The following is a 26,922-nucleotide window of genomic DNA, read 5'->3' on the forward strand; positions in this document are numbered from 1 at the left end:
CCGGCCAACCCTCAACCTCGAGACCCCAGCCAACCGGCTCAACCAGCTGCTACAAGCGGCATAACCCCCCGCGTTGCACCGACCAGTTGATTTTGCCGGCGTTAACCCCCATTATCTGGACAAAACTCCAAGAGTTGGGGGAAAGTACGACGACGGCCGGTCACCTGGGAAGGTGACCGGCCGTCGTCGTTAATGCAGAAGCGCGTATTACCAGCCGCGCTCGGCGAGGCGGTGCGGCTGCGGGATCTCGTCCACGTTGATGCCGACCATGGCCTCACCCAGGCCGCGGGAGGCCTTGGCGATGACGTCCGGGTCATCGAAGAAGGTGGTGGCCTTCACGACGGCGGCGGCGCGCTGGGCCGGGTTGCCGGACTTGAAGATGCCCGAGCCGACGAACACGCCGTCCGCGCCGAGCTGCATCATCATCGCGGCGTCGGCGGGGGTGGCGATGCCGCCGGCGGTGAACAGCACCACCGGGAGCTTGCCGGTGGCGGCAATTTCCTTGACCAGTTCGTACGGGGCCTGCAGTTCCTTGGCCGCGACGTACAGCTCGTCCTCGGGCAGCGCGGCAAGCTTCTTGATCTCGGCGCGGATCTGGCGCATGTGCGTGGTGGCGTTCGAGACGTCGCCGGTGCCGGCCTCGCCCTTGGAACGGATCATGGCCGCGCCCTCGTTGATGCGGCGCAGCGCCTCACCGAGGTTGGTGGCACCGCAGACGAAGGGAACGGTGAAGTTCCACTTGTCGATGTGGTTCGTGTAGTCGGCCGGGGTCAGGACCTCGGACTCGTCGATGTAGTCGACACCGAGGGACTGCAGGACCTGGGCCTCGACGAAGTGCCCGATGCGGGCCTTGGCCATGACCGGGATGGACACGGCGTCGATGATCTGGTCGATCATGTCGGGATCGGACATGCGGGACACGCCGCCCTGGGCGCGGATGTCGGCGGGGACGCGCTCGAGAGCCATAACGGCAACGGCACCGGCATCTTCGGCGATGCGGGCCTGCTCGACGTTGACGACGTCCATGATGACGCCGCCTTTGAGCATCTCTGCCATGCCGCGCTTGACGCGGTTGCTGCCCGTCACGCTGTTGGCGGACGAGCCGGCTTCGTTGCTTACATCAGGTGTAGACACAAAAACCCCTATGGGTAGCTAGATGACCTTCGCCGGCAGTGCAGGCGGAACGGACATGCCGTTTTTGCACACACCGGATTACCGGATCCATTGACCGGGCAGTCCTAATACTAGTCCCACGGCGGCGGCCCGGCTTAATCAGGTCTGTTCGGAGTCTTCCAGCGACTGGACGCGCACGGCCAGGATGCGCTGCACCACCGTGACGAGGCTTGCCGCGGCCAGCAGCACAAGGGTCGCCAACAGCACCACGGACGGCAGCCCGGCACCGGTGAGGCCGGTGATCACCAGGACTGAAACCAGCCGTTCAGCACGTTCGGCAATGCCCACGTTGGCCTGGAAGCCTAGGGATTCGGCCTTCGCCCGGACATAAGAGACCACCATGCCAAGAACCAGGCAGACGATGGCGGCAATGGCTATGGGGGCATCCGCACCGCCGGTGAAAAACCAGATGGCGAGGCCGGCAAAGAGGGCACCGTCAGCCAGTCGGTCCAGACTGGAGTCCAGAAAGTTGCCCCAGCGGCCGCCGAGGTTCTGCATCCTGGCCATGATGCCGTCGATGACGTCGGAGAAGATGAACGCCGTGATGAACACGGTTCCCCAAAACAGCTGGCCCAGCGGGTAGAACACCAGGGCGCCCACCACCACCCCGGCAGTTCCTACGATGGTGATGGCGTCCGGCGAGACGCCGATTTTCAGCAGCCAGCGTGCAAGCGGGGTAAACAGCGCGGTGAAGAACCCGCGGGCATGCCTATTCAGCATACGTCTCCCCGGGCCAGGCATCGGCAACCTGCTGGCGGACCTCGTGGAGCGTCTGGGTGATCGCCTTGGTCTGGGCGATGATCGGGAAGAAATTTCCGTCCCCGCCCCAGCGCGGAACGATGTGCTGATGCAGGTGGCCTGCGATGCCGGCCCCGCCCACAACGCCCTGGTTCATGCCCAGGTTGAAGCCGCCAGGATTCGCCACCTTCCGCAGCACGCGCATGGCGGTCTGCGTCAGGTCGGCGAATTCGGCGGTCTCCTCGACCGTCAGGTCCGTGTAATCGGGGACGTGGCGGTACGGGCACACCAGCAGGTGGCCGGGGTTGTAGGGGAACAGGTTGAGCACCACGTAGCTCGTGCGCCCCCGGTACACGATGAGCGACTCCTCATCGGTGCGGGCGGGCGCGATGCAGAACGGGCAGTCGTCCTGGTTCTTGAACTGGTGCTGCCCGCCCTTGATGTAGGCCATGCGGTGCGGAGTCCACAGCCGCTGGAAGGCATCCGGAACGCCGGCGAGGCCAAAATCGTCGGTCACTTCCGCGTCGCCCGGATAGCCCGACCCTGTGTTGTCCTGCACGTGTTCCCCTTCGCCGCGGCTAGCTGGTCCGGTTGCGGACGGCGTCCACGATCCGCTGGACGGCCTCGGCCACGGGCACGCCGTTGTCCTGGCTGCCGTCCCGGAACCGGAAGGACACCGCGCCCGCCTCGGCGTCCTCACCGCCGGCAATGAGCACGAACGGGATCTTGTCCTTGCTGGCCGTGCGGATCTTCTTCGGGAAACGGTCCGAGGAGATGTCCACTTCAGCGCGGATGCCGGCGGCCTTGAGCTTGTCGACGACGTCGAACATGTAGTCGTTGAAGGCCTCCGCGACAGGGATGCCCACCACCTGCACGGGAGCGAGCCAGGCCGGGAAGGCGCCGGCATAGTGCTCGGTGAGGACGCCCATGAACCGCTCCACCGAACCGAAGAGGGCACGGTGGATCATGACGGGACGCTGGCGGGTGCCGTCGGCGGCCTGGAACTCAAGTTCGAAGCGCTCAGGCAGATTGAAGTCGAGCTGGATCGTGGACATCTGCCAGGTGCGGCCCAGGGCATCCTTCGCCTGGACCGAGATCTTGGGCCCGTAGAACGCCGCTCCGCCCGGGTCCGGAACGAGCTCCAGCCCGGAGGCCTCGGCAACTTCGGCCAGGGTGCGGGTGGCTTCCTCCCAGGTGGCGTCGTCGCCGACGAATTTGTCCTCATTCTTGGTGGACAGCTCGAGGTAGAAGTCATCCAGGCCGTAGTCCTTGAGCAGGCCGAGGACGAAGTTCAGCGTGGTGGTGAGCTCGTCCTTCATCTGCTCGCGGGTGCAGTAGATGTGGGCGTCGTCCTGTGTCATGCCCCGCACGCGGGTCAGGCCGTGGACCACGCCGGACTTTTCGTAGCGGTAGACCGAGCCGAATTCGAAGAGCCGCAGCGGCAGTTCGCGGTAGGACCGGCCGCGCGAGCGGAAGATGAGGTTGTGCATCGGGCAGTTCATCGGCTTCAGGTAGTAGTCCTGGCCGGGCTTGCGGACGGTGCCGTCCTCGTTGTGCTCCGCGTCAATGTGCATCGCGGGGAACATGCCGTCCCGGTACCAGTCCAGGTGGCCGGATACCTCGTACAGGTGCCCCTTGGTGATGTGCGGGGTGTAGACGAACTCGTAGCCGGCGTCCACGTGCCGCTGCCGGGAGTAGTCCTCCATGGCCTTGCGGATGATGCCGCCCTTGGGGTGGAAGACGGGCAGGCCGGATCCCAGCTCGTCGGGGAAGGAGAACAGGTCCAGTTCGGCGCCGAGCTTGCGGTGGTCGCGGCGCTCGGCCTCGGCGATGCGTTCCTGGTACGCCTTCAGGGCATCCTTGGTGGGCCACGCGGTGCCGTAGATGCGCTGCAGCTGCTGGTTGTTCTGGTTGCCCAGCCAGTACGCGGCAGAGGACCGGGTTAGGGCAAAGGCGTTGGAGATGAGCTTGGTGTTGGGCAGGTGCGGGCCGCGGCACAGGTCGCACCAGATGCTGTCCCCGCTCTTGCGGTCGACGTTGTCGTAGATGGTGATGTCGCCGGCGCCCACTTCGACGTTGACGCCCTCGCCGGCGTCGGCGGCGTCGTTCTTTTTGCCGAGCAGTTCAAGCTTGTACGGCTCGTTCTTCATGGCCTCGCGGGCCTCGTCCTCCGAGACGACGCGGCGGACGAACTTCTGGTTCTGGTTGACGATCTTGAGCATCATCTTTTCCAGCTGGCGCAGGTCCTCCGGAGTGAAGGGCTCCTGGACGTCGAAGTCGAAGTAGAACCCGTCAGTGATGTAGGGGCCGATGCCAAGCTTGGCGTCCGGTCGCAGCTGCTGCACGGCCTGGGCCATGACGTGGGCGGTGGAGTGGCGCAGCACATTGAGCCCGTCGGGGGAATCGATGGTGACGCCTTCAACCTCGGCCCCCTCGGGAAGGGGCTGGTCCAGGTCCTTGAGTTCGCCGTCGACCCGGGCCACAACGACATCGCGGCGCTCAAAGAAGAGTTCCGCGCCGGTGGTCCCGGTAGTCACCTTCATTTCTTCGCCATCGACGATGAGGGTGATCTGCTGGGCATCTGACACGGGTGTCTCCTATTCAAGGTTCAGGCTTCGTAGCTTGTGGCGTACGGGGACCACAGCCAGCCTCGTCAATGTTATCTGTTGCTGAAGTGGCGAGCCAAAGCGCCACGGCGGCGTCCTACGAGAACAACGGGAACAATTGGGAAAGGGATGGGAACAATTGGGAAAGGGATGGGAACAATTGGGAAAGGGATGGGAACAAATGGAATAGGGATGGGGCGGGTCAGCTTCCCAGGCCGGTGATGGCCAGGTTCCTGCCGATGCCTTCCAGCGGTCCCGGCTGCATGAACTCCTGTTCGATGCCTCCCGGTCCGCCGTCCCCGGACCCAGGGTTTCCAGGCTCGGGGTTTTCCGCCCCGCCGTCCCCCAAGCCGCCGTTCCCCGGGTCAGCGGTCACACGGTCAGGGAACGGCAGGGTGTCCACCCGGCTGAGGTCCCACGCCATGCTGGCGCTGAGGCTGATGCCGCGCGGACCGGTGCGCCGGGTGGTTCCCCTGATAAGCAGCAGCCGGGTGCCGAACAGCAGCGGGCCGGCGTGCTCCTGCGCCTCGTGGAAGAACACGGAATCCACGCAGCCGGTGCCGTCATCGATGCTGATGAAGACCACACGCCTGCCGCCGCGCATGGGCGGGGTCTGGGTGGCGATGCGGACACCCGCAACCAGCACCTCCGTGCCGTTACGCAGGCCCAGCAGCTTGTCCGCGGTGGTGACGCCAAGCCGGTCCAGGAGCGGCCGGTGGCTGGACATCAGGTGTTCACTGACATCGACAGCCATCAGGTCAAGTTCCGCCCTGACGTTCTCCACCATGGTGGGCTCCGGCAGCCCGGCCTTGACGTTCCGCAGCTCGACGTCCCCAAGAGGCAGCGCGAGCTGCCCCTCAATGACGTCGGTGCCTTTCTTTGCCGGCTTGCCCTGTAGGCTCTGCAGGTGGTGGACAAGGTCTGCCCGGTTGGCTGTCCCGCCGGATTCCCGGTGCAGGGTGTCAAAGGCACCCAGTTGGGCGAGCCGCTTGATGCTGGGCTTGCTCAGCCTGGAGCGTGCCCTCAGATCCGCCAGCGAGTCATAGGGCTGGCCTGCGACGATCCGCTTCAGTTCGGCACCGGACAGCCCGAAGATGCCGTTGAGGCTCAGCCGGATGCCCAGCTTTCCCCGGTCCGGGCCTTCCGCGACACGCTCAACCCGGTATTCCGCCCCGCTGCGGTTGATGTCCAGCGGAAGAATTGGAATGCCCATGCGGCGTGCTTCGGCCACAAGGAGACGCTTGGGGTACATTCCGGGATCGTGCTCCCACAGGCCAGCGAGGAACGCTTCCGGATGGTGGGCCTTCAGCCAGGCCGACTGGTAGGTGGGCACGGCAAAGGCGGCGCCGTGGGCTTTGCAGAACCCGAAACTGGCGAACGATTTCAGGGTTCCCCAGACTTTGTCCACGACGTCCGGTTTGTATCCCCTTGCTTTTGCCTCGCGGCGGAAAAACTCCTCAACCTGCCCTTCCAGTACGTCGTTGCTCAACGCCCTGCGGAACTCGTCGGCTTTTGCCAGCCCGCAGCCGGTCATCACGTCAAAGGTCCGCAGGATCTGCTCATGGAAGACCGTCACCCCGTGGGTTTCCTGAAGTACCGGCTTCAGGTCAGGGTGAGGGTAGCTCTCTGGCGCGAAGCCGTGCCTGTGTTCCAGGAAGGGCCGGACCATGTCCGATTTCATGGGCCCGGGGCGGAACAGTGAGATGTCGATGATGAGGTCGTTGAATTCGCGCGGGGCCATCTTGCCCACCAGTTCCCGCTGGCCCGGTGATTCAATCTGGAAGCACCCCAGCGTGTGGGTGCTTCTGATCAGCTCATACGTCGGCTCATCATCCAGGGGCACGGCATTGAGGTCGATCAGGCCGTCCTCGGCGATGTAGTCCGGACCGCTGCCGTCTGCAGCCACGGGGTGGGCTCCGGCTGCCACCACTTCGGCCTTGGAGGGATGGATGCGGATGATCTCCCGCACGGCAAAGGCCATGGCGCTTTGCATCCTGACTCCCAGGACATCCAGCTTCAGCATGCCCATGGGGTCCATGTCGTGTTTGTCGAACTGGCTCATGGGCAGGCCAAGGCCGCTGGGCTGGACGGGGGTCCGGTCCAGCAGGGTGGCATCACCGAGGATCACCCCGCAGGGGTGCATGGAGATGTGGCGCGGAAGCCGGTCCAGCCGTTCTGTGAGGTCCACCAGCAGGTCCAGCTGCTGGTTTTCCGAGAAGTTCCGCTGCTCCACCCGTCCGGCGAACTCGCGGAGTTCCGGCTTTTCCTCCAGCGCCTCCCGGAACTTCCGAGCCGAAAAGCGCCACAGCTGTTTGGCAATCTCGCCGACATCGCCGTCGTCCATTCCCAAAGCCATGCCGGCGTCCCGCACCGCACCGCGTGCGCGGTAGCCGTTCTGCATGCTCATCAGCGTGACGCGCTGGGGGCCGAACCGGTCAAAGATCTTCCGGTAGACGTTGTGCCGCTCAGCGCTTTCAACATCGATGTCGATGTCAGGCAGCGTTGACCGGTCCCCGGAGAGGAACCGTTCGAAGATCAGGTCATGCTGGAGGGGGTTCACCTGGCTGATGTCGATCAGGTAGTTCACCAGGCTGGAAGCCCCCGATCCCCGGGCTGCCGCCCTCACACCCATGTCCAGGATCATGCGGGAAACCTCGGCCACTGTGAGAAAGTAGGAGGCAAAGCCGAGGCGGGCAATGATCTTGAGCTCATGCTGCAGCCGTGCACGCATGTCCGCTTCCGCCTTCCCGGCGATGCCGGGGAAACGCCGCGCAATTCCCGCCTCGCAGCGCTGGGCCAGTTCTGCCAGCGGATCCCCCCCAATGCCGATGACGGCGGCCTCGGGCACCACCGGCTGCTTCCAGCCCATGTCAGAGACGGGATCCATGCGGCAACGGTCCGCGAGCGCTTCAGTCTGGGCGAGGAGCACCTGGAGATCCGCGGACCCGTAGCCGGCGGCATGGATGACTTCCTTGCCCAGTTCCTCCATTTGGTCCGGGGTTTTCAGCCAGCCCTGCCCGTTGGGCTGAAGCAGCGGCGCGGCGGAGAGTTCGGGAAGCGACTTCAGGGTGCGGGCCGAGTCCAGGACATCGGCGGTGGCCGCACCATCCTCCTCGCAGTAACGGACCGCATTGGTGAGCACGGCCGGGACGCCGTGCTCCTGCGCGAGCTTGAGCATGCGGACAGCATGGGCCGTGCTTAACGGCTCACCAGGTGCACTGAGGTGGGTGACGATCTCTGCCACGACGCTTCCGGCCGGCATGGCGTCCAGCCAGCCCTTGAAGAGGGTGCGGGGCCGTAGGTACCGCCGCCCTCCCAGTGCAATGCCGACGTCGGAATCCGGGCCCAACAGCACGGTGAGTACCGGTTTAAGTGTTTCCGGATCCAGGACGCGGGAGGCGAGTTCGGCCCTGGTGACGGCAACGGGCACCGCTCCCCCGGCCTTGCCCGTGGTGCGGGCATGCGCGTCGGAGATCAGCCGGCACAGCGCCTTGTATCCCGCTCCGTTGTTATGGCCATGCGCGAGGACAACCACCCGCCCGGTGACGCGGGATGCCGAAAACCGGGTCTTGGAAACCCGTGCATGAGCCGCCCCGGCACCGTGGTCTCCCTCATCGTCGAAGACTGCCAGGTCGACGCCGACCACGGGGTCAATACCGGCAGCCATGCATGCCTTGAGGTGTTTAACCGAGCCGTACAGGCCGTCGCGGTCCATGCATCCGAGGGCAGTTGCCCCATGGGCTGCTGCTGCATGGGCGAGTTCATCCGGCCAGGAGACGCCGTAGTGGGCGCTGAAGGCGGTGGAAACGTGGAGGTGAGTGAAGCTCATGCTGATTTGTGCTGGAGTGCGTCTTTGGTCCGGAGGGCGTCGTGGATCCGGAGCAGCCGCCAGCGCCCGCTGCCGGTATGCCGGACCAGGTCAAGGGTTAGAGGTTCAACCGGTTCTGCAGGCGGGGTTTCCGGTGGGCTGCTTCTGCCTGACGGCAGGACCTGCACCCGCCAGATCTCATGGTCCACTAGCCCGGGGCCGCTTCCCAGCGGAGCACGCCGTTCTTCAGCCCACCACTGGCGGCGTTCATACCAGCGCAGGGGTTCAGCGCAAACCCGGTATTCCCTTCCGCCCCACCGAAGCTCTGCCGGCTCACCGGTAGGTGCGCAGACGACGTCAACAGACTCGCTGAACGTTCCCATGGGCGCCTCCGGATACCAATCTCGTCCTGCAGAAAATACACAGCCATTCGAATATGTATTCGAATAGTTCCAGTCTACGCCGAGCCGGAGACAAAACCTAGATGGGTGTGGACGGACGGCGGCTCACAGGGCAGGATGGTCCCATGAGTTCCAATGACGCGCTCCTGAAGCAGGTAAGCATCGCCGCCAAAGAAAGCACATTGGTGGCCAAGTTCGATATCGACGGCAACATTCCAGCATCGGGCGCCTTTGTTGTGGGGCTCGTTGCGGCCACTCCGGATTATTCACATCAACGGAGGCTGGGTATCGAGTTCATGAACGGCGAGGCGGTCTCGATCTACTCCTTCAGCCACGACGGCACGGAGGAGAACTTCGACATCAGCAGCGTTGAGCACTCGGGCAACACCATCACGGGCAATTTCCCCATGAGCACGGTACTTGGGCTGGACAAGAGCCACCTCATGTCCGCGTTCAGCGAGGCAGACGGGCGGGAATTCCAGTCCGGCGTGCCCGTCGAGGAGAAGCTTTAGAGGGGCAGCGCCGGCGCGAGCGGCACCGGGCACCCGCCCGGATCAGCCGGTCCTGGATCCCGGCGTGCCTGGCACCAGCCCCGCGCGCCTGACAACAGCCCGGCGCGTCTGACAACGGCTCAGCTGTTGTCGTTGTGGATTTTCATCTCAAGCTCGATGAACTTCGAGATCATGGCCCGGTACGTGCTTTCCACGATGTCCGGGTCTATTTCTTTTTTCTCGGCGGCCGAGCGCACATGCTCGATGACCCGCTCCACGCGTCCCGGCGCCCGCACCTCGGCGTCGTCACCCTTCAAGGTTCCCGCGATGCGAATCAGCCGCTCGCGGCGGGCGATCAGCGTGACGATCTGCTCGTCCACCTCGTCCACCGCAACGCGCACGGCGGCGAGCTGTTCCCGGTCAGCCTGGGCGTTTTTCTCGTCTCCGTGATTTGTGGGCATGATCATGACAGTATCGAACCATGCAGCCCAGAGTCGATTTTATTTCCTTGGGAGTGCGCAGCGTGGCCGCCTCCCGGCGGTTCTATGTGGACGGCCTGGGCTGGCCGGTCCACCGTGAGGTTCCCGACGAGGTGGTCTTCATCCAGGCCAACCACGGCCTGATTCTCTCCCTGTGGGATGCCGGACAAATGCAGGCCGAGGCCGCCGTCGATGCTCCCGCCGCAGTTCCCTGCATTACGCTCAGCCACAACGTCGGCAGCTCCGGGGAGGTGGACCAGGTGATGGCCCAGGCAGAGTCTGCCGGCGCCGTCGTCGTGGTCCCTCCCAAGACGCAGCCCTGGGGCGGCTACACCGGATACTTCGCCGATCCGGACGGCTTCCGCTGGGAGATTGCGTTCAACCCCACCTGGAGAGTGGACGACGGCGGCCAGGTCACCGTCTGAACGCAGGCCCGGCTCTGGTTCCGGCCGGGTCCGCCTAGCCCCGGCCCGCCTGTCCCCGGTCCGCAGAAGGCAAAACTCAGAAGAGTGCCTCCACGGGTTCGATGAGCTCCGGAGAGTTGTTGCGGACGTTACCCACCGCCTTGCCCACGGAATCCACCCGCCAGCCGGCTGCCACGTCCTTCACGCCGGACCGGACGAGGTCCACCAGGCCGGCGGCGTCGTCCACCTGGGGGTCAAGCCAGGCCGCCATGGTGTCGCGGCTCATGGGCAGCGGGACGCGGTCGTGGAGCGCTGTCAGTTCGGCGAAAACCGTGCCTTCAGTTCCCGCTGGCGGCGAGTCCGCCGTCATGATGGACATCGAGAGCATCCACCGGGCGGGTTCACCCTGGGGCACGGACGGGTCCTTCCACCACTCGTACAGTCCTGCGAAGGCGATGGCGGACTCGTCCCGGGGATGCACGTAATACGGCTGTTTGCTGCGGCCCTCCCCCTGTTTCCACTCGTAGTACCCGTCGGCCGGTACCGCGCAGCGCCTCGACTGCACAGCCTTGCGGAACGCCGGCTTCTCAAGGACCGACTCGCTCCTGGCATTGATCATCTTCGCCCCGATGGCCGGGCTTTTAGCCCAGGACGGCACCAGCCCCCAGCGCGCGACGTGCAGCTGGCGGACCGTGCCGCCGTCGATAAGCCGTTCCAGGACAATGGGTGCGCCATCGGTGGGCGCAACGTTCCACGACGGCGGGATTTCGGTTTCGTTCTCAAGTTCGGCATCGAATTCGGCCAGCAGATCCCCCACTGCCCGGGCCATGACGTAACGTCCACACATGGCACCAGCATGCCATTGCAACAGAGGCTGGGGAATACCGGCGTCCGGGTTACGGTTGTGGGGAAGGAAACCGACAGGACCACATCTATCCGAGGAGAGCCCGTGGACTTTACCCCCGAAGACGGCACCATCACCATGTTCTCGACCACCTGGTGCGGCTACTGCAACCGGCTGAAGAAGCAGCTGGACGCCCAGGGCATCGGCTACACCGAGATCAACATCGAAGAGGTCGACGGCACGGCGGAGCTCGTGGAGCAGATCAACGGCGGCAACCGCACGGTCCCCACCGTCCTCTTCCCTGACGGCACCGCTGCCACGAACCCCTCCGCTGCAGAGGTCAAGAGCAGGCTCGCCGCCTAAGGCTGACGCCGCAGTAGTTTCAACAGTGAAGGCACCGGAGACCGGTGCCTTCACTGTTTCCATGCACTTGTTGCTTCCAGGGCTGGCGGCTGTTTTAGGCCCCCGGCGGATCAGACCTTTTCGCCGATCCGGTCCTCTACCGGCCTGGGAGCGTGGGTTTCCTTGCGGCGGGGCTCCTTGCGGCGGGCCAGGAAGGCCCACAGCCTGGTGTCGTCCGCGTGGGTCCGGGGTTCCGGATGGTCCACAGGCAGCGGGTTTCCGTGCGCAGCTTCCGGCGGCGCCGGTTCCCGGTGCGCTTCAGGCTTTCGGACGGTATCCTTTCGGGTGTCCCAGCCGAAATCCGCCCGCGATGAATAGCACATCACCGACCTCCTTTTCAGCGGCTGTCCCTTAATCGTCCTCCCCTCTGCGTTTGAAATCGACAGGTCGGGGTACGAAAAATCCGGGCCCGGCGCCGCTTCCGCGATTGCCGGTCCGGGGCGTTACAGTTCGAGTTCCTTTCCCGCGTTCCAAAGGATTGCTGTGAATCCAGTTTCCCCGCAGATCGGCACCGTCTTTGTTCCCGTCAGCGATATTGAGGAAGCGCGCGACTGGTATTGCGGCATGTTGGGCGTGCCCGCCGATGACAAGGTCCTCCTGGACCATCTGTACATACTCCCCATGGAGGGGGCCGGCCTCGTCCTGGACAGCAGGATCTACTCCCCCGGCGCGGTTTTCCAGGTCCCGGCGTTCCACTTCAACACCGCCGACATCCATGCGGCCCACGCGTTCATGAAAACCCGGGGCGTGGAACTCACCGACGTCAACGACGACCAGTGGTTCAACTTCCGGGACCCGGACGGAAACGTTCTCATGATCTGCCAGATCCCCCCGGCCACCGAATAGCAGCGCTAGGGGCGGAGGCTGCCAAAGTCCGCCTGGCCCATCGTGGCGTACTCCGCGTACGTGCTGACCACAGCGTCCTCGATGGCCTGCACGTCAAGGCCGGGGACAAGGTCATCGACGGCGCCGGCGGTCGCGGGATCCCAGTCCAGCCCCAGGGCCGCGTAGCTGGCCGTGAGCACCTCGCGGATGGGTGCCGAGTTCTCCACCACGACGACGGAGCTGAACAGCCAGGCGCCGGACACCACGCGCTGGGCCGTGCCCACCAGTTTGATGCGGTGCGCGGGAGCAGCGGGTGCGAAGCCGTGGACGCTGTATTCACCGGGACAGTACTCCCCGGGGATCTCGCCGACGGCGGCGTGCACGCCCACGTTCCGGAGCGCCCCCGCCAGCATCTCTCCGAAAAAGGCGAACCGGCCTTTGGCTCCGGCGATCGCATCGCCGTGCGGCTCCACGTGGTCGATGATCAGAGTGCCCTCGTGGTACGCCGCGGCGCGGCCTCCCGCCTTGCGGATCAGCGGCTCGAACCCCAGCTCGCGGCAGGCCTGGGCGGCGGCGCCGAAGCCGGGCAGGCGGGTGTCGCGCTGGCCGAAGGCAACAGTCGGTGCGGGCCGGTACAGCCGAAGGGTGGGTCCGATATCCCCGGCCCGGGCTTTGCCGAGCAGCTCGATCCCAAAATCAAGGTCCCGGACCGCGCCAAGGGACTGCTCCTGCCGGACGAGGGTCAGAGTCCGTGAGTCAGCCCCGGCCTGCTGCATGTTGCTAAGCTCCCTTATGGTCGTATTGCAATTTCTGGTAGTCGCCGCTGCCTTCGCCGTGATCGACGCCGTGTGGCTCAAGCTCATGAACCCGTTCTACCGCAGCCACATCGGTGAATTGCTGGCCGACCGGCCCCATCTAGGGTACGCCGTGGCGTTCTATTTGATTTACATCGCGGGCATCGTTTTCTTCGCCCTGCGGCCGGCGCTCGACGGCGGCACCTGGCTGACCGCCGTCGGCCATGGGGCAGCGCTGGGCGCGTTTGCCTACGCGACCTACGACCTCACCAACGCCGCGACGCTCAAGAAATGGCCGCTGCAGCTCATCGTCGTTGACATGGCGTGGGGCGCACTGCTGACCGCCCTCGCCACGCTGGCCGGCTGGCTGGTCTTCCACTAGGGCGTCCTATTGGACCTGACGGTCAGGTTTTCCGCAGCGTGAGGATCTGTTCCGCCCGCCCGAAGGGGCCGGACAGGTCGTGGAGCACGGTCGAGGTGAGGCCGATCCCGTCAGCACCGAAGGACACCGCGTTGTCCAGTCCCAGCCACTCGCCCTCCGGCCGCCGGTACATGTGGATTTGGAGGTCCAGGTTCGGGAAGGCGTAGCTGTCAGCGCCGGGGGGCACGCGTGCGGCAATGCCGTTGGCGGTGTCCACGAGCCCCATGAGCCTTGCCACGTCCGTGCTGTCGTTTCCGTCCGTCAGCGGATGGTCCGTGCGCAACCACACCTTCCCGGCGCCCGGCCGGTGCCCCTCCGCCACCCTCATTTCCAGGGAACGGATATATCCTCCCGGCCAGATGTCCGCGCCGTCATAGGGCTTGCATTCCTCCGGTGCGGGGATGGGGCCGTCCTCGACGGCGGCCACCGCCGACGTGTCGCTGGTGACCATGCGCCAGGCTGTCGCCCTGATGGCCACGCGTCCGGCCGCCACCAGTTCAGCCTGCAGCAGTTCGATGGTGCGTCCCGGGCGCAGCGTCGTGGTGACGATTTCAAATTCACCGCCGGGGATAAGTCCCAGGATTTCGTAGCTGAGCCTGGCCATCCGCATGTCGTCCCGGGGTTCGTGCCGGTCCAGCCGGTCGGCCAGGAGTCCCGACGCCGGGGCCATGTGCTGCTCATGGGCGTTCCAGGCCCCCTGGGCATGGATGGTAGAGCGGAAGCGGCCGCCGCCCAGGTCCTGGTAGTAGAAGTCGCCGTCGGCGAGTTCCGGGAGTTCAGCAGTCAACGTTGACTCCTTCAAAAGCGTGATCGGTTAATCTCCGTTCACTCTATCGCTTCCGGCAAACGGCGCCGTCCCAGGCCTCGCGGGCCGGAATCCTTCACAGCTTCCTCAAATGCCCGGCTCACGGCCGGCATAAGTCCAGCCCCTACAAATGATGCATGACCTCACAGCAGAACTCCCCCACCGAAGACATCCAGCCCGGCTCAGCAGGGCACCCCGGTGAGCCCGGCCCGCCCGGCAAACCCGTAAGCGCTGCACGGCCAGGCCGACGCGCCGGGCCATCCTCGCCGGCGCCCTCGCGCCGACGCTTTCCGCCGGCGGCGCCACCGCCTGGGCGCTGGACAGGTTTTGGTCCAGCACGTGGAAATCTCCGATGTGTCCGCCTACGAGGCAGCACCGAGGGCGACTGCCTGGACTCGATCGAAGCGGGCAAGCAGTACACGGTGTACACCGGCGGCACGGCGCAGGTGGAGTCCGGACTGAGTGGCGAAGGCTCGCTCAACGGTGCCGCGGAGCTTGGCACGGTCACGGCGGGAGAGTACCACCCAGGGACACGGCCCCGGCGGAAGGTAGCAGGGGGCAGGTAGCGAGCAGCGGGTAGCAAGCGGCAGGCCGGGACGCAGCATCGCGTGGAAACAGGCATGCGTCCGGCGCGGCGTATTTTTTGCCCCGCCGGACGCGCGCTTAATATCCGCACCTCCATATGATGATCTGGATAGACTCGGAGACTGGTCCTTCTAGCAGCCCTCGGAAGAGGTGTTCCACTGATGCGCGTTATTAGCTACAACCTCCGCAAGCACAAGGCGAGTGGCGAACTGGTGAACCTGGCCCGCAACTTTGGGATAGACGTCCTTTGCCTTCAGGAGTGTGACTCATCCGATCTGCCTGACACGCTCGGGCCGCTCCACCTGGCCGACTACACCAAGGGCAACAGGCTGGGCCTGGCCATTTACTACCGGACTGACCGGTTCACGGCCCTGGAAACCAAGGCCTTCGCCTTGAAGAAGTCCATGCACGACCGCGTGATGGCACCGGCCCACGAGCGGCTGATCGGCACCCGGATGGTGGACAACGAGACCGATCATGAGCTGGTGGTGGGTTCGTTCCACGCTGCCCCGCTCACCGCATCAAACTCGCTGCGGCGCAAGCAGATCCACGCGGCGCATGCCGAGCTACTGAGCATGGGCACCGGGCTCATGACGCTGATGGTGGGTGACTTCAACTATCCGTTCTTCACCAAGAGCCTTGACACGCACATGAAGAACTCCGGTTACGCCCTGTCCCTGAGCAACCGCCGGACCTACACCCGGTACAAGGTGTTCAAAGGCCACTTCGACTTTGCCACGTCACTGGGCCTGGACATTGAAAGCGTGGAAACGCTCCCCCGGGGGAAGTCGGATCACCTGCCCATCCTCGTGACGGCCGAATACGGCGCTGACCGTGCTCCGATCAAGGGGCAGCCCGTTTCCTCCTGAGGGTTCGGTGGCGCGTCCTTAGTTATGGGACCGTGTGGTCCATGACAGGAATGACGTCGATCCGCCCGTCCGGTCCGACGACGACCAGCACCCGCTCAGCCCGCACGCCTTCCAGGGCCGCAACAAGCCGTCCGGGATCCGGCGGCGGTCCGGCATCCGGTGCCCTCCCTGCAGAGGCGGCGGCAGCACCGCCGTCGGACGCCGGGTACGGTCCCGCCGCTGGGCCCGACCGCAGCCACACCGTCACATCGGCCCCGGTGGTTTTACGGATGGCGCCTAAGAGCGGCACGGGATCGGAGCCGGTCACCAGGACCACCTGCCCAATGGTGCGTCCCGCGTTCCGCACCGGGCCGACTTCCTGCAGCGGGCCGACTTCCTGCAGCGGGCCAACGTCCGGCGGCATCGTTGCCCGTTCCCGGCGCCAGACGCCGTGGTGGTAGGCGGCAACAAGCGCGGTGGCGGTCAGGAGTCCGAGCGGCGCCCGGATCCGGCCCAGCAGGTTTCCCGCGCGCTCCGGGTCCAGCAGATACTCAAAGGCCTGGTACCCGACCACCAGCAGGGCGATCAACGCCACCACTGCGCTGATCCCGAAGATAGCCACGAGGTAGATGCGCCGTCCGGTGGCGGTGGGGGAAGGCAGGCCGTCGGCCCCCTCTGTGCTGCCGCCACCCGCCGAGGCGCTGCGCTCCGCCGGCTGCCACGCCCTCACCCAGAGTGCCCCTCCCACGGCCAGGGCACTGATGCCGCCCAGCAGCAGCGTGCGCGTACCTGTTCCCGCGTGAGTTGCTTCGGCGAAGCCCAGGGCCGCGTTGACAACAACTCCCACACCAGAGGCCGCGGCGATCAGTGCCACCCCGGATGCGAGCAGCAGCCCCGTCTGCCGCATTTTCTCCGACCGCCCGGCCGTGAGTACCGAGTGGTAGCGCCAGACGAGGGCTCCGACAGCTGCCGCGGCCAGCGCAGCGCCCAGGGGATCGACGAGCCGGAACATCCCGTCGGAGCGGTCCAGTACCACCCGCAGCAGGACGAACCCCACCGTGATGGCTCCGGCCACTGCTGTAAGGCAGCCGCCAAGCACGCCGAAGACTGCCGCGGCCACGTTGGCCAGCGGAGAGGCCAGGCGCTGCGCCTCCCCCCGGACCCAATGCCACCACCACACCACGAACCCGCCGCATGCCCAGACGAGCGACTGCAGCACGGAAACCCACCAGCGCGACCCCACGTCCTGTGTACCTGCCAGCGCCCGCAGCGCCACGTCAAGCAGACTGCCGAAGGCGGTCGCAGCACCGCCGGCAAATATCAGCAGCCCCAATACCGACCCTGCGAGCGCCGGGACGGTGTCTAGTCGGCGCGGCCCCTTGCCCTGGTGCTGCCACATCCACCGATGCCACGCCCAGACGGCCGCCCACACCACGCCCGTAGCCAGGGAAGAACGCCATTCCGTTCCTTCACCCGCCCCGCCCGCACCCGCTGCGGCAGATGCGGCGCGGGCCAGCAGCCCGACCAGCTGGGACGCAGTGGCGAGCAACGCCGTGACGGAGGTGACGAGGGCAACGGTGTAGACGCCCGCGACGTAAAGCCCCCAGGTAACGGCGGAGCGCTCCGCCGCCTCGGCCACCCGGCGCCACACGAGCCACCACAGGACAACGGCCATGCCACCGCCAACCAGGCCGAATGCGAGGGACCGGGCGAGGCTGCCGACGTCGTTCGCGGCCAGCCCTGTGCCGGCGACAAGCAGCCGCTCAAGCAGGCCGGCCAGGCCGGAAGCGCCAACCAGTACGAGGACGAAGAGGAGCACAAACACCACCAGCCGCCGCACGGTTGGCACCGCCGGCGATGATGATCCGCGGGTGTCCTGCCGGGCAGTAGTCACGGCTTTGGCGCCGGAACCGGACAGATGATGCCAAAGACTGAACTCAGGGTCCGGTCGGGCCGTGGCGGTGCGGTCATCCGGGCAGCTAGGTGGCGGTGTGGTGCTCGACGGTGAAGTCGCCGCCGGGGTACAGGATGGTCTCGTGGCCATCGTCGAAACGGACGTGGTACGGCGGCGCTCCGTTCGGGCCCCGGACCTCCAGAATCTCACCGTGCCGGTCCGAGGACTCCACGGTCCTGCCCCGGATGATGATGCGGTCTCCCTGGGTTGCCTGCATGGCAATCACCTCCCAGCCCTAGAGTACGATGCTCTTCCCTTTGGCGGAACAGCTCCGCGGTATCCCCCGCAGGGGAGCCGGGATCAGGCCCGGCCGCCCGTGTGGCGGATGCAGAAGGGGGTCCAGGGACGGGCCTCCAGCCGCCCTTCGGCGATCTGCTCGCCGCACACCGTGCAGATGCCGTAAGTGCCGGCGTCGATCCGCCCAAGGGCGGCGTCCACCTCCGCCAGTCCGGACCGGCTTTGGTCCAGGAGTGCCGATGCCTGCGAAAGTTCAAAGGCGATGGTTGCCCCTTCGGGGTCATGCTCGTCGTCGACGTTTGAGTTGTGCCGGGCGGCATTGGCAGAGGCTATGTCTGCGCGCAGGGCCGGCAGGAGGGCGAGCTTTCTGGCCCTTTCCTCCTCCAGCAGCTGCCGGAACTTGTCAGTGTCCATGGTTGGAGCCGTCCAGCAGCCTGCCGCGCAGCTCCGGCCAGGAGGCGGCAAAGGAAGGATGCAGCTCAATCCCGGCCACCTCTTCGACAGGAATCCACCGCAGCTCGATGCTCTCCGGGTCGTTGATGGCTGGTTCGAAGGGTTCCAGCACCCGCACGGCCACGGTGGTGTAGGTCCAGTAGCCGACGTCGAACACGGATGTGAAGAGCACTTTGACGCTGTGTTCGGGGACGGCCGCCTCCTCGTGGGCCTCACGCAGTGCCCCCGTCACGGCGTCCTCGCCCTGGTGCAGCGCTCCCCCGGGAAGCCCCCAGGTTCCGCCGTGGTGGCTCCACGTGGCGCGGTGCTGCAGCAGGACGCCCTTCTCCGCATCATGGACCAGCAGGCCGGCCGATCCAAAGCGCCCCCAGAACCGTCCGTGGTCGCCCTCCACCCAGGCATCGCCCGGGTCGCGGGGGCCAAGGGGACGGCGGGGATCACCGGGTGAGGGCGGAACGATTTTCTCCATCATCCCAGTCTGCCCCATGGGAAGATGCTTCGATGAGCCTGCGCCTGGTCCTTGTTGCCGATACCCACGTCCCGAAGCGCGCCAGGGCACTGCCTGAGCAAGTGTGGGCCGCCGTAGACGCCGCTGACGTGGTGTTCCACGCGGGCGACTGGGTCAGCCCGGATCTGCTCGACCAGTTCGAACAGCGCAGCACGCGCCTCGTCGGCGTTTACGGCAACAACGACGGCGATGAGCTGCGGCGGCGCTTACCCGAGACTGCCAGTGTGACGCTGGACGGTGTCCGGTTCAGCATGATCCACGAGACCGGTCAGGCGAAGGGCCGGGAGCAGCGCTGCGAGGCACTCTTTCCGGATGCCGACGTGCTGGTTTTCGGCCACTCGCACATTCCGTGGGACACAGTGGCGCCGGGCGGGCTGCGCCTGCTCAACCCCGGATCCCCCACCGACCGCCGCCGGCAACCTGTGTGCACCTACATGACCGCCGTCGTCGACGATGGCAGTTTGTCTGACGTGCAACTGGTGGAGGTCAGCTGACTGGCCACGCAGGACCGGCCGCACAGGAAAGGGAGCCCTGCCGCGGTTTCCCGGGCGGGACTCCCATCAGATCTCCGCTACCTGCGGAGGGTCAGGCATGGTGATCCTGTTTGGTCAGTCCTTCTTGAAGGCGTCTTTGACCTTTTCACCGGCCTGTTTCAGATCGGCCTTGGCCTGGTCAGTCTTGCCCTCGGCCTCCAGGCCCGGGTCGTCGCTGGCCTTGCCTGCACCTTCCTTGGCCTTGCCGCCAAGTTTTTCTGCTGCATTGTCGATTTTGTCGTCCAGACCCATGCCACTGTCCTTCCGTCTGCGCGGCCCGCGGGTTGCAGGCCGGCTCGTGCTCCCAGTCTAGGTCGGGCACCTATCCGGGTGAAGGGCAGCTACCACTTACCAGTGCGGGCCTGCCAGCAGCCGGTCAGTGGCGGCATCGGCTTCCCCGCCAAAGTAGTGATCCAGAACGCGCCGGAACACCTGTTCATCCGGCGCCGCCCGCAGGAACAGGGTCATGGAGGACTGGAGCTTCCGGGAATCGATACCGCCAAAAATCTCCGCCGCGCCGCGGTTGGCCACATTGTCCACCGCCGTGGCACACTCGATCAGCCGCGGTCCCAGTACGGGATGCTGCAGGTACGCCCGGGCTTCTTCAAGGGATGCGATGGCGTACCTTCTGGACGTCGCGCTTTGCCCCAGGCCGGCAATCTGGGGAAAGACGAACCACATCCAGTGGCTCCGTTTGCTGCCTACGCGGAGCTCGTCCAGGGCCTGCGGGTAAGTGGCGCCGTCATTTTGCGCGGTGACGAACCGTTCCAGGTCATGGGGGTCATTCATGACGGTGCCTAGCTGGAAACGTCCCGTTCGATATCCTCGGCGAGGTCGTCAACGTCTTCGGGCCGCATGCTGATGCCGGCGCCGTCCAGGCGTTCCTTGAGGACGTGGCTCACGTCGTCCTCTACATGGCCCAGCCGGATCTCGTCGCGCACCTCCTCGGCGATGTCATCGACGGTATGGGGACTGTCCGTCCCGCCCGCAGCATCTGCGGCTTCGGCCGCCACATCCGCATGCGGATTCTCAGTGAAGTAGTCATCGCCGGTAGCTGCAGATTCAGTCATATCCCATGGTGGCGGCCCCGCTCAGATCCGGTCAACACTTCCGGCAGGAAACCATCCGGCGCAGGGCAACGGCGCCCGGCACGGACCCGGACGCGGATATGTTTCATTCATGTGTTGGTAACGCGGCCTGCCAGCGGCTGCCTTCACGGCGGCGCACCGGATTCGTCCCGCGGTTCCGGCCGAAAGGCTGCAGTGTCAGCAGGAAAGCACACCCGCCAATAGGTGCCGTTAACAATTCCGAAACACGGCAGTCACGCGGGCTTTACGTACACGCGATTTTTGAAACCCCTGTGTAACTTGCCACGCCCAGTACCGAAACAAAAGCCCCCGAGTATCGATAAGGGGCGTGGCGCCGGCATCAGCGGTCCACGGAAAGGATGAGTTTCCTGGGAAGGGAAAGCGCGTGGAAATCACTGCGGCGAACGTTTGGATGATGGTGTCGGCGGCACTGGTGCTGCTCATGACCCCGGCACTGGGCCTCTTTTATGGCGGCATGACCCGCGCGAAGGCCTCCCTCAACATGATCATGATGAGCTTCGTGTCCGCCGGTATGGTGGGCGTGGTCTGGGTGCTCTGGGGCTACTCCATGAGCACCGGGGAAGGCGTTCTCGGCCTGTTCGGCAACCCGTTCGCCAGTTTCGGCTTGAGCGGGCTGATGGGCACTCCTGACCTGATCAAGGCTGGCTTTGCCGGAACCTTTGCGATCCTCACGGTGGCCCTCATCAGCGGCGCGATCGCCGACCGCGCCAAATTCACCGCCTGGATTCTTTTCGTGCCGCTCTGGATCACGGCCGTCTACTGCCCGCTCGCCTTCATGATCTGGGGCGGCGGCCTCATGAGCCAGGGCGGGGCAGTGACCGCCGTCTTCGGACAGGTCATCGACTTTGCCGGCGGCGCCGTCGTCGAAATCAGCTCCGGCATCGCCGCCCTGGTGCTGGCCGTGATCGTCGGCAAGCGCTACGGTTTCGGTAAGGACCCGGGACACCGCCCGCACAACGTCCCGTTCATCATGCTCGGCGCCGGACTTCTCTGGTTTGGCTGGTTCGGCTTCAACGCCGGTGCCGCCACCACGGCAGAGCAGGCCGGCCTGATCTGGGTCAACACCCTGGTTACGCCGTGCGCCGCAATGCTGAGCTGGCTCCTCACAGAGAAGATCCGCCACGGCCACCCCACGTCCCTGGGCGCAGCGTCCGGTGCCGTCGCCGGCCTGGTGGCCATCACGCCGTCGTGCGCCAACATCAGCCCGGTGGCCGCCATCGGGCTGGGCCTGGTGTCCGGCGTCGCCTCGGCGCTGTTCGTCGAACTGAAGTTCAAGTATGGCTTCGACGACTCCCTGGACGTCGTCGGCGTCCACCTGGGCTCCGGCCTGGTCGGCACCCTCGCCCTCGGCTTCATCGCCCTCCCCGTCAACGGCGAAGGCGGCGGGCTCTTCTACGGCGGCGGCGTCCAGCAGCTCATCGCCCAGACGGTTGCCGTTCTCATCACGCTCGCGCTTTCCGGGCTGATGACCGCAGTCATCGGCCTCGCGATCCACAAGACCATCGGCTTCCGGGTCAGCCATGAGGCCGAAGTTGCCGGCGTGGACCGGTCCGAGCATGCCGAGAGCGCTTATGAATTCGGCAGCATGGGGCACAGCCAATTCCACCCGCTCAGCCAGCACATCCAGGCAGCTCCGTCCGTTCTCCCGGCCGGCACACCTGCCGGCCCGGCCGGTGACGACGCCGTTTCCCCCGAGGCGGCAGAGGAACTGCAGGCGGCGCCGGTTTCCGTATAGTGCATCCGCGGGAGCTGCGACCCGTTTGCTAGTGGCGGAAGGTGATCCGGAGCTCCGGCCTTCGCTGTGCAACGGCGTCCAGCACGGCGTCAACGGCCTCCTGGTCAGGGCTGCTCTCCTGGCCTGTCCAGCCAGGGGTTGTCCCGGCCTGCCGTGCCTCCGCAGCAATCCTGGCGCGGCGGACAAAGCCATCCCAGTCACCGCCGCCCGCCCGGAGTGCCCGCAGCGGCGCCATCAGCGACGCGCGGCGGAGCCAGACGTCCGGGTCCCCCGCCCACCGGTCCAGCACCGCGTCCGCACGCGCTCGCGGCTGTCCAGTCAAACCCTCCACCAGCGGACCGACGACGTCCATGGCGAACGGATCGACTAGCGACGGCATTTGTGCGTCCCGCACAAAGCCCTCAATGCGCGTCAGGTCGGAGTTGGTCAGCAGCTCCACCTTGGACTGCAGGAGGACGACGGCGGCCAGGCGCCGCTCGTAAACAGGCACCTCCCACAGTTCGGAACTTAGGGCGGTGACCTCATCGTGGGTCAGTCCGGCATGGCGGCGGAGAGCGTCACGTACCGTTCCCCGCACAGCACCCACCGACGCGCCGTAGAACCGCATGCTGCTGCCGAACCGGTGACGCATTTCCTCCGCCCGGTACCACGACGCCTCGCGCTGCAGGGTGTCATCCACGAATTCGCCGGCAGCACTCACCCGCTCATTCTTTCCGTCCGGGCGGCGGGCAGTCCAACTCCCGCCCCTCGGGCCCCGGTCCTCGTGGTGACGTTCCGGATTTTCTGCCTCGTTCCCGCCACGGCAGTACCCAGGGTGCACCGGGAACTCAAGAACGACGGCGGAAGTCAGTGTTGAGCACCGGGGGTTTCGCGTTGGGCGGGCACCCCCGACTCTGAACGCGTTTTACAGCTGTTCACGTCGTGGGATGCATGGGCCCGAACCCAGTTCAGACCGACGCCGGATAGCTGGCAAGGATGTAATCCGCACCTGCCGGCCCCTTCATGCGGAGGCCGTTCGGTTCGGGGTTAATGCGCCCTTGCATGCCTTTCCAGAAGGTCTCCTCCGCGTGTGGCACGGTGCCGGTGACATGGCACCAGCTGGTGTACAGGCCATAAAGGGGGTCCGGCCCCAGGGTAACGCCGGAGCCGTCGTCGGAGGTGGTGGCCTCCATGAGGAACTGGTCGAACTGTAGATCGGGCAAGGTGAGCTCTTTTCGCACGCGTGCAAGGCACCGCCGTTTTGCTGCAGCGGTTACGTTCCGGGCCAGCACGGGGCATCGAAACGGGTGGTTCACTCTGTATTCGTGGCCGCTTTCCCGGTGGATGGGTGGCGGGCTCGTTGAATATCGATGGCTGCGAGCGCGGCCGTCCCGGGGGCCACGCGCCTGCTGGGCGCCGCGCCTGTGAGACACTCGGTGGCATGCGCGAATTCGTCGTCCTGGGAACCGCATCGCAAGTGCCGACACGGACGCGCAACCATAACGGATACCTGCTGCGGTGGGACGGCGAGGGCCTCCTCTTCGACCCTGGCGAGGGCACCCAGCGGCAGATGATCCATGCAGGGGTTTCTGCCAGCCAGATCACCCGCATCTGCCTGACCCATGTCCACGGTGACCACTGCTACGGGCTCCCTGGCGTCCTGTCCCGCATGGCCCTGGACGGCGTGAAGCACCCGGTGCATCTGCACTATCCGGCGTCCGGCGAGGACGTTGTCCGGGCGCTCGTCTCTGTGGCCTCAACCGGCGTCGACCTTCGCCTGCAACCCCACTCGGGTGCCGGGTCAATCGCCCAGGGCCTCGAGGTGCGGCCCTTGCGTCACCGCATTGAGACCTATGGCTACCGGCTGACCGAGCCGGACGGCCGGACCATGCTGCCGGAGCGTCTGGCGGCGGCGGGCATTGCGGGCCCGGACGCGGGCCGTCTGCAGCGGGAAGGCGTACTGCAGGGTGTGCGGCTTGAGGATGTCAGCATCCCGCGCGCCGGCCAGCGCTTCGCCTTCATCATGGACACCGCCCCGTGCGAGGGCGCCGAGGGCTTGGCCGACGGCGTCGACCTCCTCATCACGGAATCAACGTTCAGCGACGACGACGCCGCCTTGGCGGCGCAGTACGCGCACCTCACCGCCGGGCAGGCCGGGGATTTGGCCGCCAATGGCGGAGCCGGAACCCTGGTCCTCACACACTTTTCCTCCCGGTACGCCGACGTGAATATCCTGGCCGGGCAGGCGCGGGCCCGCGCAGGAGGGACCGCCGTCGTGCCTGCAAAGGACCTGGACCGGATCAGCTTTCCCAAACGGCAGCGGCCGCCGTCCTGACCCGCGGCCAGACCAAGGCCACAGAAAAAGTAGAATTAACGGGACATGCAATGTTCCTACTTCGATGCCGCCCGCTGCCTCTCCTGCGCCCACATGGGCCGGCCCTACCACGAGCAGCTCGCCGGCAAGCAGCTGCACTGCCAGACCCTTCTCTCCGGCCACACGTCCATAGAGTGGCTGCCGCCGGTGGCGAGCCGCGAGTCCGGCTTCCGCAACAAGGCAAAAATGGTGGTGGGTGGAACGGCCAAGAACCCTACCATCGGGATCCTTGACGCCGAGGGCCGCGGCGTTGACCTGCGTGAATGCGGCGTCTGCTCCCCCGGGCTCCTCGCCTGCTTTCCCGTTGTGGCGGCCTTCATCAGCCGGGCCCACCTGACGCCCTACGATGTGCCGCGGCGCAGCGGTGAGCTCAAGCACCTCATCATCACCGAATCACCCGACGGCGAGATCATGCTGCGTCTGGTCCTGCGGTCGGAAAAGCTGGTGCCGCGCATCCGGCAGCACCTCCCCGCCCTCCTGGCGGCCCTCCCGCAGGTGAAGGTTGTCTCGATCAATCTGCATCCGGAACACAAGGCAGTCCTGGAAGGCGACCGCGAGATGCTGCTCACCGCGCAGTCCACGCTGCGGATGCGTGTCAATGACCTCGATCTCCACCTCCGGCCGCAGAGTTTTTTCCAGACGAACAGCGAGATGGCGGCGGCCCTGTACCGGCAGGGGCGGGAGTGGGTCAACGAACTGGAGCCGGCGTCGGTCTGGGACTTGTACTGCGGCGTCGGCGGCTTTGCCCTGCACGTCGCTGACCCGTCCCGCGACGTCACCGGCATCGAAACCAGCCGCGAAGCCATCGTTTCGGCCAAGCTCAGCAGCGACGAGGCCGGCCTGCAGCGCATGAACTTCCAGGCGGGCGACGCCACGGCCTTTGCGGTGGCCGCCGACGAGGCGCCCGAACTGGTAATCGTCAATCCCCCGCGGCGCGGCATCGGCAAGGAATTGTGCGGCTGGCTGGAATCGTCTTCCGTGCAGCATGTGGTGTACTCCAGCTGCAATGCGCAGTCCCTGGCCCGCGACCTTGCCGCGCTCCCCTCGTTCACCGCCCGGCGGGCACGGGTGCTGGACATGTTTCCGCAGACCTCGCACTACGAAGTCATGGTGCTGCTCGAGCGGTCCTAACCGGTCCGCATTCTTGATCTGAACATCGGCAAAAGTTTCTCCCGTCTTGAGGTCACCGCGGGAAAGTGTCCGGTAAGCCGCGCAGCACCGTCGCGGCACAGACCGATGGGCGGGGCATGCAGGGGACAGCAGCAGGCGGCGCAAAGTGACCGGCCCAGACGACGTCCCCGTCCTGGACACCGGTCCGCTGCGGATCCTTGCCGCCGAAGTGGGCCCCGCTTTCGCGGAGGCCTTCATCGATGACTACCTGCAGATGCTGCCGGAGCGGGCGTCGAAGATCCTCCGCGCCCTGGCCGGCGGTGACCCGCGGATGGCCGCTGACGCCGTCGTCAGCCTGCGGGCGACGTCAGCCATGGCCGGCGCCCTGCGGCTGGAGCGGTGCTGCAAGGAACTGGAATCACGCATCCGGCGCGGGCAGCGGCTGGAGCCCGATGCGGTCAGGGCCGTGCTGTACGCGAACATCCGGCTGCTGGTGCGCGAGGCCGGACGCCAGGGGCACCTCCCGCAGGCACGGCCCAAGGGCCAGGACTAAAAGACGGCGGCGGCGCACCCACCTGACCAAAATCCCGAATCTCCCAGCCTCCCGCGGACGTAGAATCGTCGGACAAGATCGCCTGAAGAACAGCCCATCCGGCTGAACGTTTACAGGAGGATTCGCATGAGCCGCACGAGCACCAGTCCAGCCACCCCGGTCGCCGCCACAGCAGCACAAACCATCTTCCGTGTGGGATTGGGCAGTGTCCTCATTGCGCACGGCACGCAGAAGCTCTTCGGCTGGTTCGGTGGCGGCGGGATCGAGGGCACCAGCAAGGGCATGCACGCCATGGGGTTCCGGCCCGCGAAGCCCAGCGCCGTCCTTGCCGGCGTCGGCGAAGCAGGCGCCGGCCTGGCCTTGGCGCTGGGATTCGCCACCCCGGCTGCCGGGGCAGCTGCTGCCACCACCATGGGTGTTGCGGCCAGCGTGCACGCCCCCAACGGGTTCTTCGCCACCGAAGGCGGCCTGGAATACCCGGCCGTCCTGGGACTTGCGGCGGCATCCTTCACGATCGGCGGGCCGGGCAGCTTCTCCCTCGACTCCGTCACCGGCCACGTCCTGGACCGTCCCTGGATGCGGGCGATGGCCCTGGCCGTCATTCCCACGGCCATCGCCATCCAGGTGTACCGCCGGCAGAAGACCCTGGCCCACGACGCGTCCGGCCCGGACACAGGCAGCCCGTCAGGCCCGGACACAGCGAGCGCCGCGAGCCCGGACAACACCGGCCAGGCAACCGGGAGTTAACCCACC

General features: G+C 66.1%; 32 protein-coding genes. 12 read left to right on the forward strand and 20 right to left on the reverse strand.

Features of this window, described 5'->3' with window-relative positions; translation table 11 throughout:
• Positions 1-207: 207 nt before the first annotated feature.
• The 6 genes from pdxS to AC5RWD_RS09475 all read right to left on the reverse strand — a co-directional run bounded on the left by pdxS (position 208) and on the right by AC5RWD_RS09475 (position 8,708).
• Positions 208-1,134, reverse strand: coding sequence for a pyridoxal 5'-phosphate synthase lyase subunit PdxS (gene pdxS, locus AC5RWD_RS09450; RefSeq protein ID WP_494019769.1), 927 nt, complete (start codon positions 1,132-1,134; stop codon positions 208-210).
• Positions 1,135-1,272: 138 nt separating this feature from the next.
• Entirely contained in the window at positions 1,273-1,893 is a 621-nt protein-coding gene (gene pgsA, locus AC5RWD_RS09455) for a phosphatidylinositol phosphate synthase (RefSeq protein WP_494019770.1), read from the reverse strand.
• On the reverse strand, positions 1,883-2,470 hold the full coding sequence (locus tag AC5RWD_RS09460; protein ID WP_494019771.1) for an HIT family protein: 588 nt from the start codon (positions 2,468-2,470) through the stop codon (positions 1,883-1,885). The genes pgsA and AC5RWD_RS09460 overlap by 11 nt, the downstream gene beginning before the upstream one ends.
• A gap of 19 nt (positions 2,471-2,489) precedes the next feature.
• Entirely contained in the window at positions 2,490-4,454 is a 1,965-nt protein-coding gene (gene thrS, locus AC5RWD_RS09465; protein ID WP_494019879.1) for a threonine--tRNA ligase, read from the reverse strand.
• 265 nt (positions 4,455-4,719) lie between these two features.
• Positions 4,720-8,346: a DNA polymerase III subunit alpha gene (locus AC5RWD_RS09470; RefSeq protein ID WP_494019772.1), complete on the reverse strand. Its 3,627-nt coding sequence runs from the start codon at positions 8,344-8,346 to the stop codon at positions 4,720-4,722.
• Positions 8,343-8,708 carry a DUF6504 family protein gene (locus tag AC5RWD_RS09475; protein WP_494019773.1) on the reverse strand — a complete coding sequence of 122 codons (366 nt, stop codon included), beginning with the start codon at positions 8,706-8,708 and terminating at the stop codon, positions 8,343-8,345. The genes AC5RWD_RS09470 and AC5RWD_RS09475 overlap by 4 nt, the downstream gene beginning before the upstream one ends.
• Positions 8,709-8,851: 143 nt before the next feature.
• On the opposite strand from AC5RWD_RS09475, the gene AC5RWD_RS09480 reads away from it, so the two are divergent.
• Positions 8,852-9,238, forward strand: a complete 387-nt coding sequence (locus AC5RWD_RS09480) for a hypothetical protein (RefSeq protein WP_494019774.1) — start codon at positions 8,852-8,854, stop codon at positions 9,236-9,238.
• A gap of 119 nt (positions 9,239-9,357) precedes the next feature.
• Here the strand turns inward: AC5RWD_RS09480 and AC5RWD_RS09485 are convergent, their stop codons facing one another.
• The gene (locus AC5RWD_RS09485; RefSeq protein WP_102972334.1) at positions 9,358-9,684 is read right to left on the reverse strand and encodes a chorismate mutase; all 327 of its coding nucleotides are present in this window, start codon (positions 9,682-9,684) and stop codon (positions 9,358-9,360) included.
• A gap of 14 nt (positions 9,685-9,698) precedes the next feature.
• Between AC5RWD_RS09485 and AC5RWD_RS09490 the strand changes: the two genes are divergently transcribed.
• A complete protein-coding gene (locus AC5RWD_RS09490) occupies positions 9,699-10,121 on the forward strand; it encodes a VOC family protein (protein WP_494019775.1) in 423 nt (140 codons plus the stop codon).
• A gap of 76 nt (positions 10,122-10,197) precedes the next feature.
• Here the strand turns inward: AC5RWD_RS09490 and AC5RWD_RS09495 are convergent, their stop codons facing one another.
• The gene (locus AC5RWD_RS09495) at positions 10,198-10,947 is read right to left on the reverse strand and encodes an SOS response-associated peptidase (RefSeq protein ID WP_494019776.1); all 750 of its coding nucleotides are present in this window, start codon (positions 10,945-10,947) and stop codon (positions 10,198-10,200) included.
• Between the two features lie 102 nt (positions 10,948-11,049).
• Between AC5RWD_RS09495 and AC5RWD_RS09500 the strand changes: the two genes are divergently transcribed.
• The gene (locus AC5RWD_RS09500; protein ID WP_078028863.1) at positions 11,050-11,307 is read left to right on the forward strand and encodes a mycoredoxin; all 258 of its coding nucleotides are present in this window, start codon (positions 11,050-11,052) and stop codon (positions 11,305-11,307) included.
• A 110-nt stretch (positions 11,308-11,417) separates the two neighbouring features.
• Here the strand turns inward: AC5RWD_RS09500 and AC5RWD_RS09505 are convergent, their stop codons facing one another.
• Positions 11,418-11,669, reverse strand: a complete 252-nt coding sequence (locus AC5RWD_RS09505) for a hypothetical protein (protein WP_494019777.1) — start codon at positions 11,667-11,669, stop codon at positions 11,418-11,420.
• 160 nt (positions 11,670-11,829) lie between these two features.
• Here AC5RWD_RS09505 and AC5RWD_RS09510 point away from each other — a divergent pair, with 160 nt between their 5' ends.
• Complete coding sequence (locus tag AC5RWD_RS09510) at positions 11,830-12,192, forward strand: VOC family protein (RefSeq protein ID WP_314192090.1); 363 nt, start codon at positions 11,830-11,832, stop codon at positions 12,190-12,192.
• A gap of 5 nt (positions 12,193-12,197) precedes the next feature.
• Here the strand turns inward: AC5RWD_RS09510 and AC5RWD_RS09515 are convergent, their stop codons facing one another.
• Positions 12,198-12,947 (reverse strand): lipoate--protein ligase family protein, encoded by a 750-nt coding sequence (locus AC5RWD_RS09515; protein ID WP_494019778.1) that lies wholly within the window; start codon positions 12,945-12,947, stop codon positions 12,198-12,200.
• 16 nt (positions 12,948-12,963) lie between these two features.
• Here AC5RWD_RS09515 and AC5RWD_RS09520 point away from each other — a divergent pair, with 16 nt between their 5' ends.
• Positions 12,964-13,347 carry a DUF2177 family protein gene (locus AC5RWD_RS09520; protein WP_494019779.1) on the forward strand — a complete coding sequence of 128 codons (384 nt, stop codon included), beginning with the start codon at positions 12,964-12,966 and terminating at the stop codon, positions 13,345-13,347.
• A gap of 22 nt (positions 13,348-13,369) precedes the next feature.
• Here the strand turns inward: AC5RWD_RS09520 and AC5RWD_RS09525 are convergent, their stop codons facing one another.
• Complete coding sequence (locus AC5RWD_RS09525) at positions 13,370-14,173, reverse strand: thioesterase family protein (RefSeq protein ID WP_494019780.1); 804 nt, start codon at positions 14,171-14,173, stop codon at positions 13,370-13,372.
• Positions 14,174-14,937: 764 nt separating this feature from the next.
• On the opposite strand from AC5RWD_RS09525, the gene AC5RWD_RS09530 reads away from it, so the two are divergent.
• Positions 14,938-15,645: an endonuclease/exonuclease/phosphatase family protein gene (locus tag AC5RWD_RS09530; protein ID WP_494019781.1), complete on the forward strand. Its 708-nt coding sequence runs from the start codon at positions 14,938-14,940 to the stop codon at positions 15,643-15,645.
• 22 nt (positions 15,646-15,667) lie between these two features.
• Here the strand turns inward: AC5RWD_RS09530 and AC5RWD_RS09535 are convergent, their stop codons facing one another.
• The 4 genes from AC5RWD_RS09535 to AC5RWD_RS09550 all read right to left on the reverse strand — a co-directional run bounded on the left by AC5RWD_RS09535 (position 15,668) and on the right by AC5RWD_RS09550 (position 18,755).
• Positions 15,668-17,518, reverse strand: coding sequence for a DUF5671 domain-containing protein (locus tag AC5RWD_RS09535; RefSeq protein ID WP_494019782.1), 1,851 nt, complete (start codon positions 17,516-17,518; stop codon positions 15,668-15,670).
• Positions 17,519-17,603: 85 nt separating this feature from the next.
• A complete protein-coding gene (locus AC5RWD_RS09540) occupies positions 17,604-17,795 on the reverse strand; it encodes a DUF1918 domain-containing protein (protein WP_494019783.1) in 192 nt (63 codons plus the stop codon).
• Between the two features lie 83 nt (positions 17,796-17,878).
• Positions 17,879-18,229 carry a TraR/DksA family transcriptional regulator gene (locus AC5RWD_RS09545; RefSeq protein ID WP_494019784.1) on the reverse strand — a complete coding sequence of 117 codons (351 nt, stop codon included), beginning with the start codon at positions 18,227-18,229 and terminating at the stop codon, positions 17,879-17,881.
• On the reverse strand, positions 18,219-18,755 hold the full coding sequence (locus tag AC5RWD_RS09550) for an NUDIX domain-containing protein (protein ID WP_494019785.1): 537 nt from the start codon (positions 18,753-18,755) through the stop codon (positions 18,219-18,221). The genes AC5RWD_RS09545 and AC5RWD_RS09550 overlap by 11 nt, the downstream gene beginning before the upstream one ends.
• 14 nt (positions 18,756-18,769) lie before the next feature.
• Here AC5RWD_RS09550 and AC5RWD_RS09555 point away from each other — a divergent pair, with 14 nt between their 5' ends.
• On the forward strand, positions 18,770-19,270 hold the full coding sequence (locus AC5RWD_RS09555; RefSeq protein ID WP_494019786.1) for a metallophosphoesterase family protein: 501 nt from the start codon (positions 18,770-18,772) through the stop codon (positions 19,268-19,270).
• A gap of 114 nt (positions 19,271-19,384) precedes the next feature.
• Here the strand turns inward: AC5RWD_RS09555 and AC5RWD_RS09560 are convergent, their stop codons facing one another.
• From AC5RWD_RS09560 to AC5RWD_RS09570, 3 genes are all read right to left on the reverse strand, one after another.
• The gene (locus AC5RWD_RS09560; RefSeq protein WP_003800599.1) at positions 19,385-19,561 is read right to left on the reverse strand and encodes a CsbD family protein; all 177 of its coding nucleotides are present in this window, start codon (positions 19,559-19,561) and stop codon (positions 19,385-19,387) included.
• A gap of 96 nt (positions 19,562-19,657) precedes the next feature.
• On the reverse strand, positions 19,658-20,098 hold the full coding sequence (locus AC5RWD_RS09565) for a DUF1810 domain-containing protein (RefSeq protein WP_494019787.1): 441 nt from the start codon (positions 20,096-20,098) through the stop codon (positions 19,658-19,660).
• Positions 20,099-20,106: 8 nt separating this feature from the next.
• On the reverse strand, positions 20,107-20,379 hold the full coding sequence (locus AC5RWD_RS09570) for a hypothetical protein (protein WP_494019788.1): 273 nt from the start codon (positions 20,377-20,379) through the stop codon (positions 20,107-20,109).
• 403 nt (positions 20,380-20,782) lie between these two features.
• On the opposite strand from AC5RWD_RS09570, the gene AC5RWD_RS09575 reads away from it, so the two are divergent.
• A complete protein-coding gene (locus tag AC5RWD_RS09575) occupies positions 20,783-22,153 on the forward strand; it encodes an ammonium transporter (protein WP_494019789.1) in 1,371 nt (456 codons plus the stop codon).
• Positions 22,154-22,181: 28 nt separating this feature from the next.
• Here AC5RWD_RS09575 and AC5RWD_RS09580 read toward each other — a convergent pair whose 3' ends face one another.
• Positions 22,182-22,853 carry a DNA alkylation repair protein gene (locus AC5RWD_RS09580; protein WP_494019790.1) on the reverse strand — a complete coding sequence of 224 codons (672 nt, stop codon included), beginning with the start codon at positions 22,851-22,853 and terminating at the stop codon, positions 22,182-22,184.
• A 247-nt stretch (positions 22,854-23,100) separates the two neighbouring features.
• The gene (locus tag AC5RWD_RS09585; RefSeq protein ID WP_494019791.1) at positions 23,101-23,355 is read right to left on the reverse strand and encodes a hypothetical protein; all 255 of its coding nucleotides are present in this window, start codon (positions 23,353-23,355) and stop codon (positions 23,101-23,103) included.
• A gap of 218 nt (positions 23,356-23,573) precedes the next feature.
• Here AC5RWD_RS09585 and AC5RWD_RS09590 point away from each other — a divergent pair, with 218 nt between their 5' ends.
• The 4 genes from AC5RWD_RS09590 to AC5RWD_RS09605 all read left to right on the forward strand — a co-directional run bounded on the left by AC5RWD_RS09590 (position 23,574) and on the right by AC5RWD_RS09605 (position 26,916).
• Positions 23,574-24,467, forward strand: a complete 894-nt coding sequence (locus AC5RWD_RS09590) for a ribonuclease Z (protein ID WP_494019792.1) — start codon at positions 23,574-23,576, stop codon at positions 24,465-24,467.
• Positions 24,468-24,512: 45 nt separating this feature from the next.
• Positions 24,513-25,637, forward strand: a complete 1,125-nt coding sequence (gene rlmC / locus AC5RWD_RS09595) for a 23S rRNA (uracil(747)-C(5))-methyltransferase RlmC (RefSeq protein ID WP_494019793.1) — start codon at positions 24,513-24,515, stop codon at positions 25,635-25,637.
• Positions 25,638-25,782: 145 nt separating this feature from the next.
• A complete protein-coding gene (locus AC5RWD_RS09600; protein ID WP_494019794.1) occupies positions 25,783-26,169 on the forward strand; it encodes an Hpt domain-containing protein in 387 nt (128 codons plus the stop codon).
• 126 nt (positions 26,170-26,295) lie between these two features.
• The gene (locus AC5RWD_RS09605) at positions 26,296-26,916 is read left to right on the forward strand and encodes a DoxX family protein (RefSeq protein ID WP_494019795.1); all 621 of its coding nucleotides are present in this window, start codon (positions 26,296-26,298) and stop codon (positions 26,914-26,916) included.
• Positions 26,917-26,922 lie beyond the last annotated feature (6 nt).

The organism is Arthrobacter sp. CMU6 (assembly GCF_059090205.1).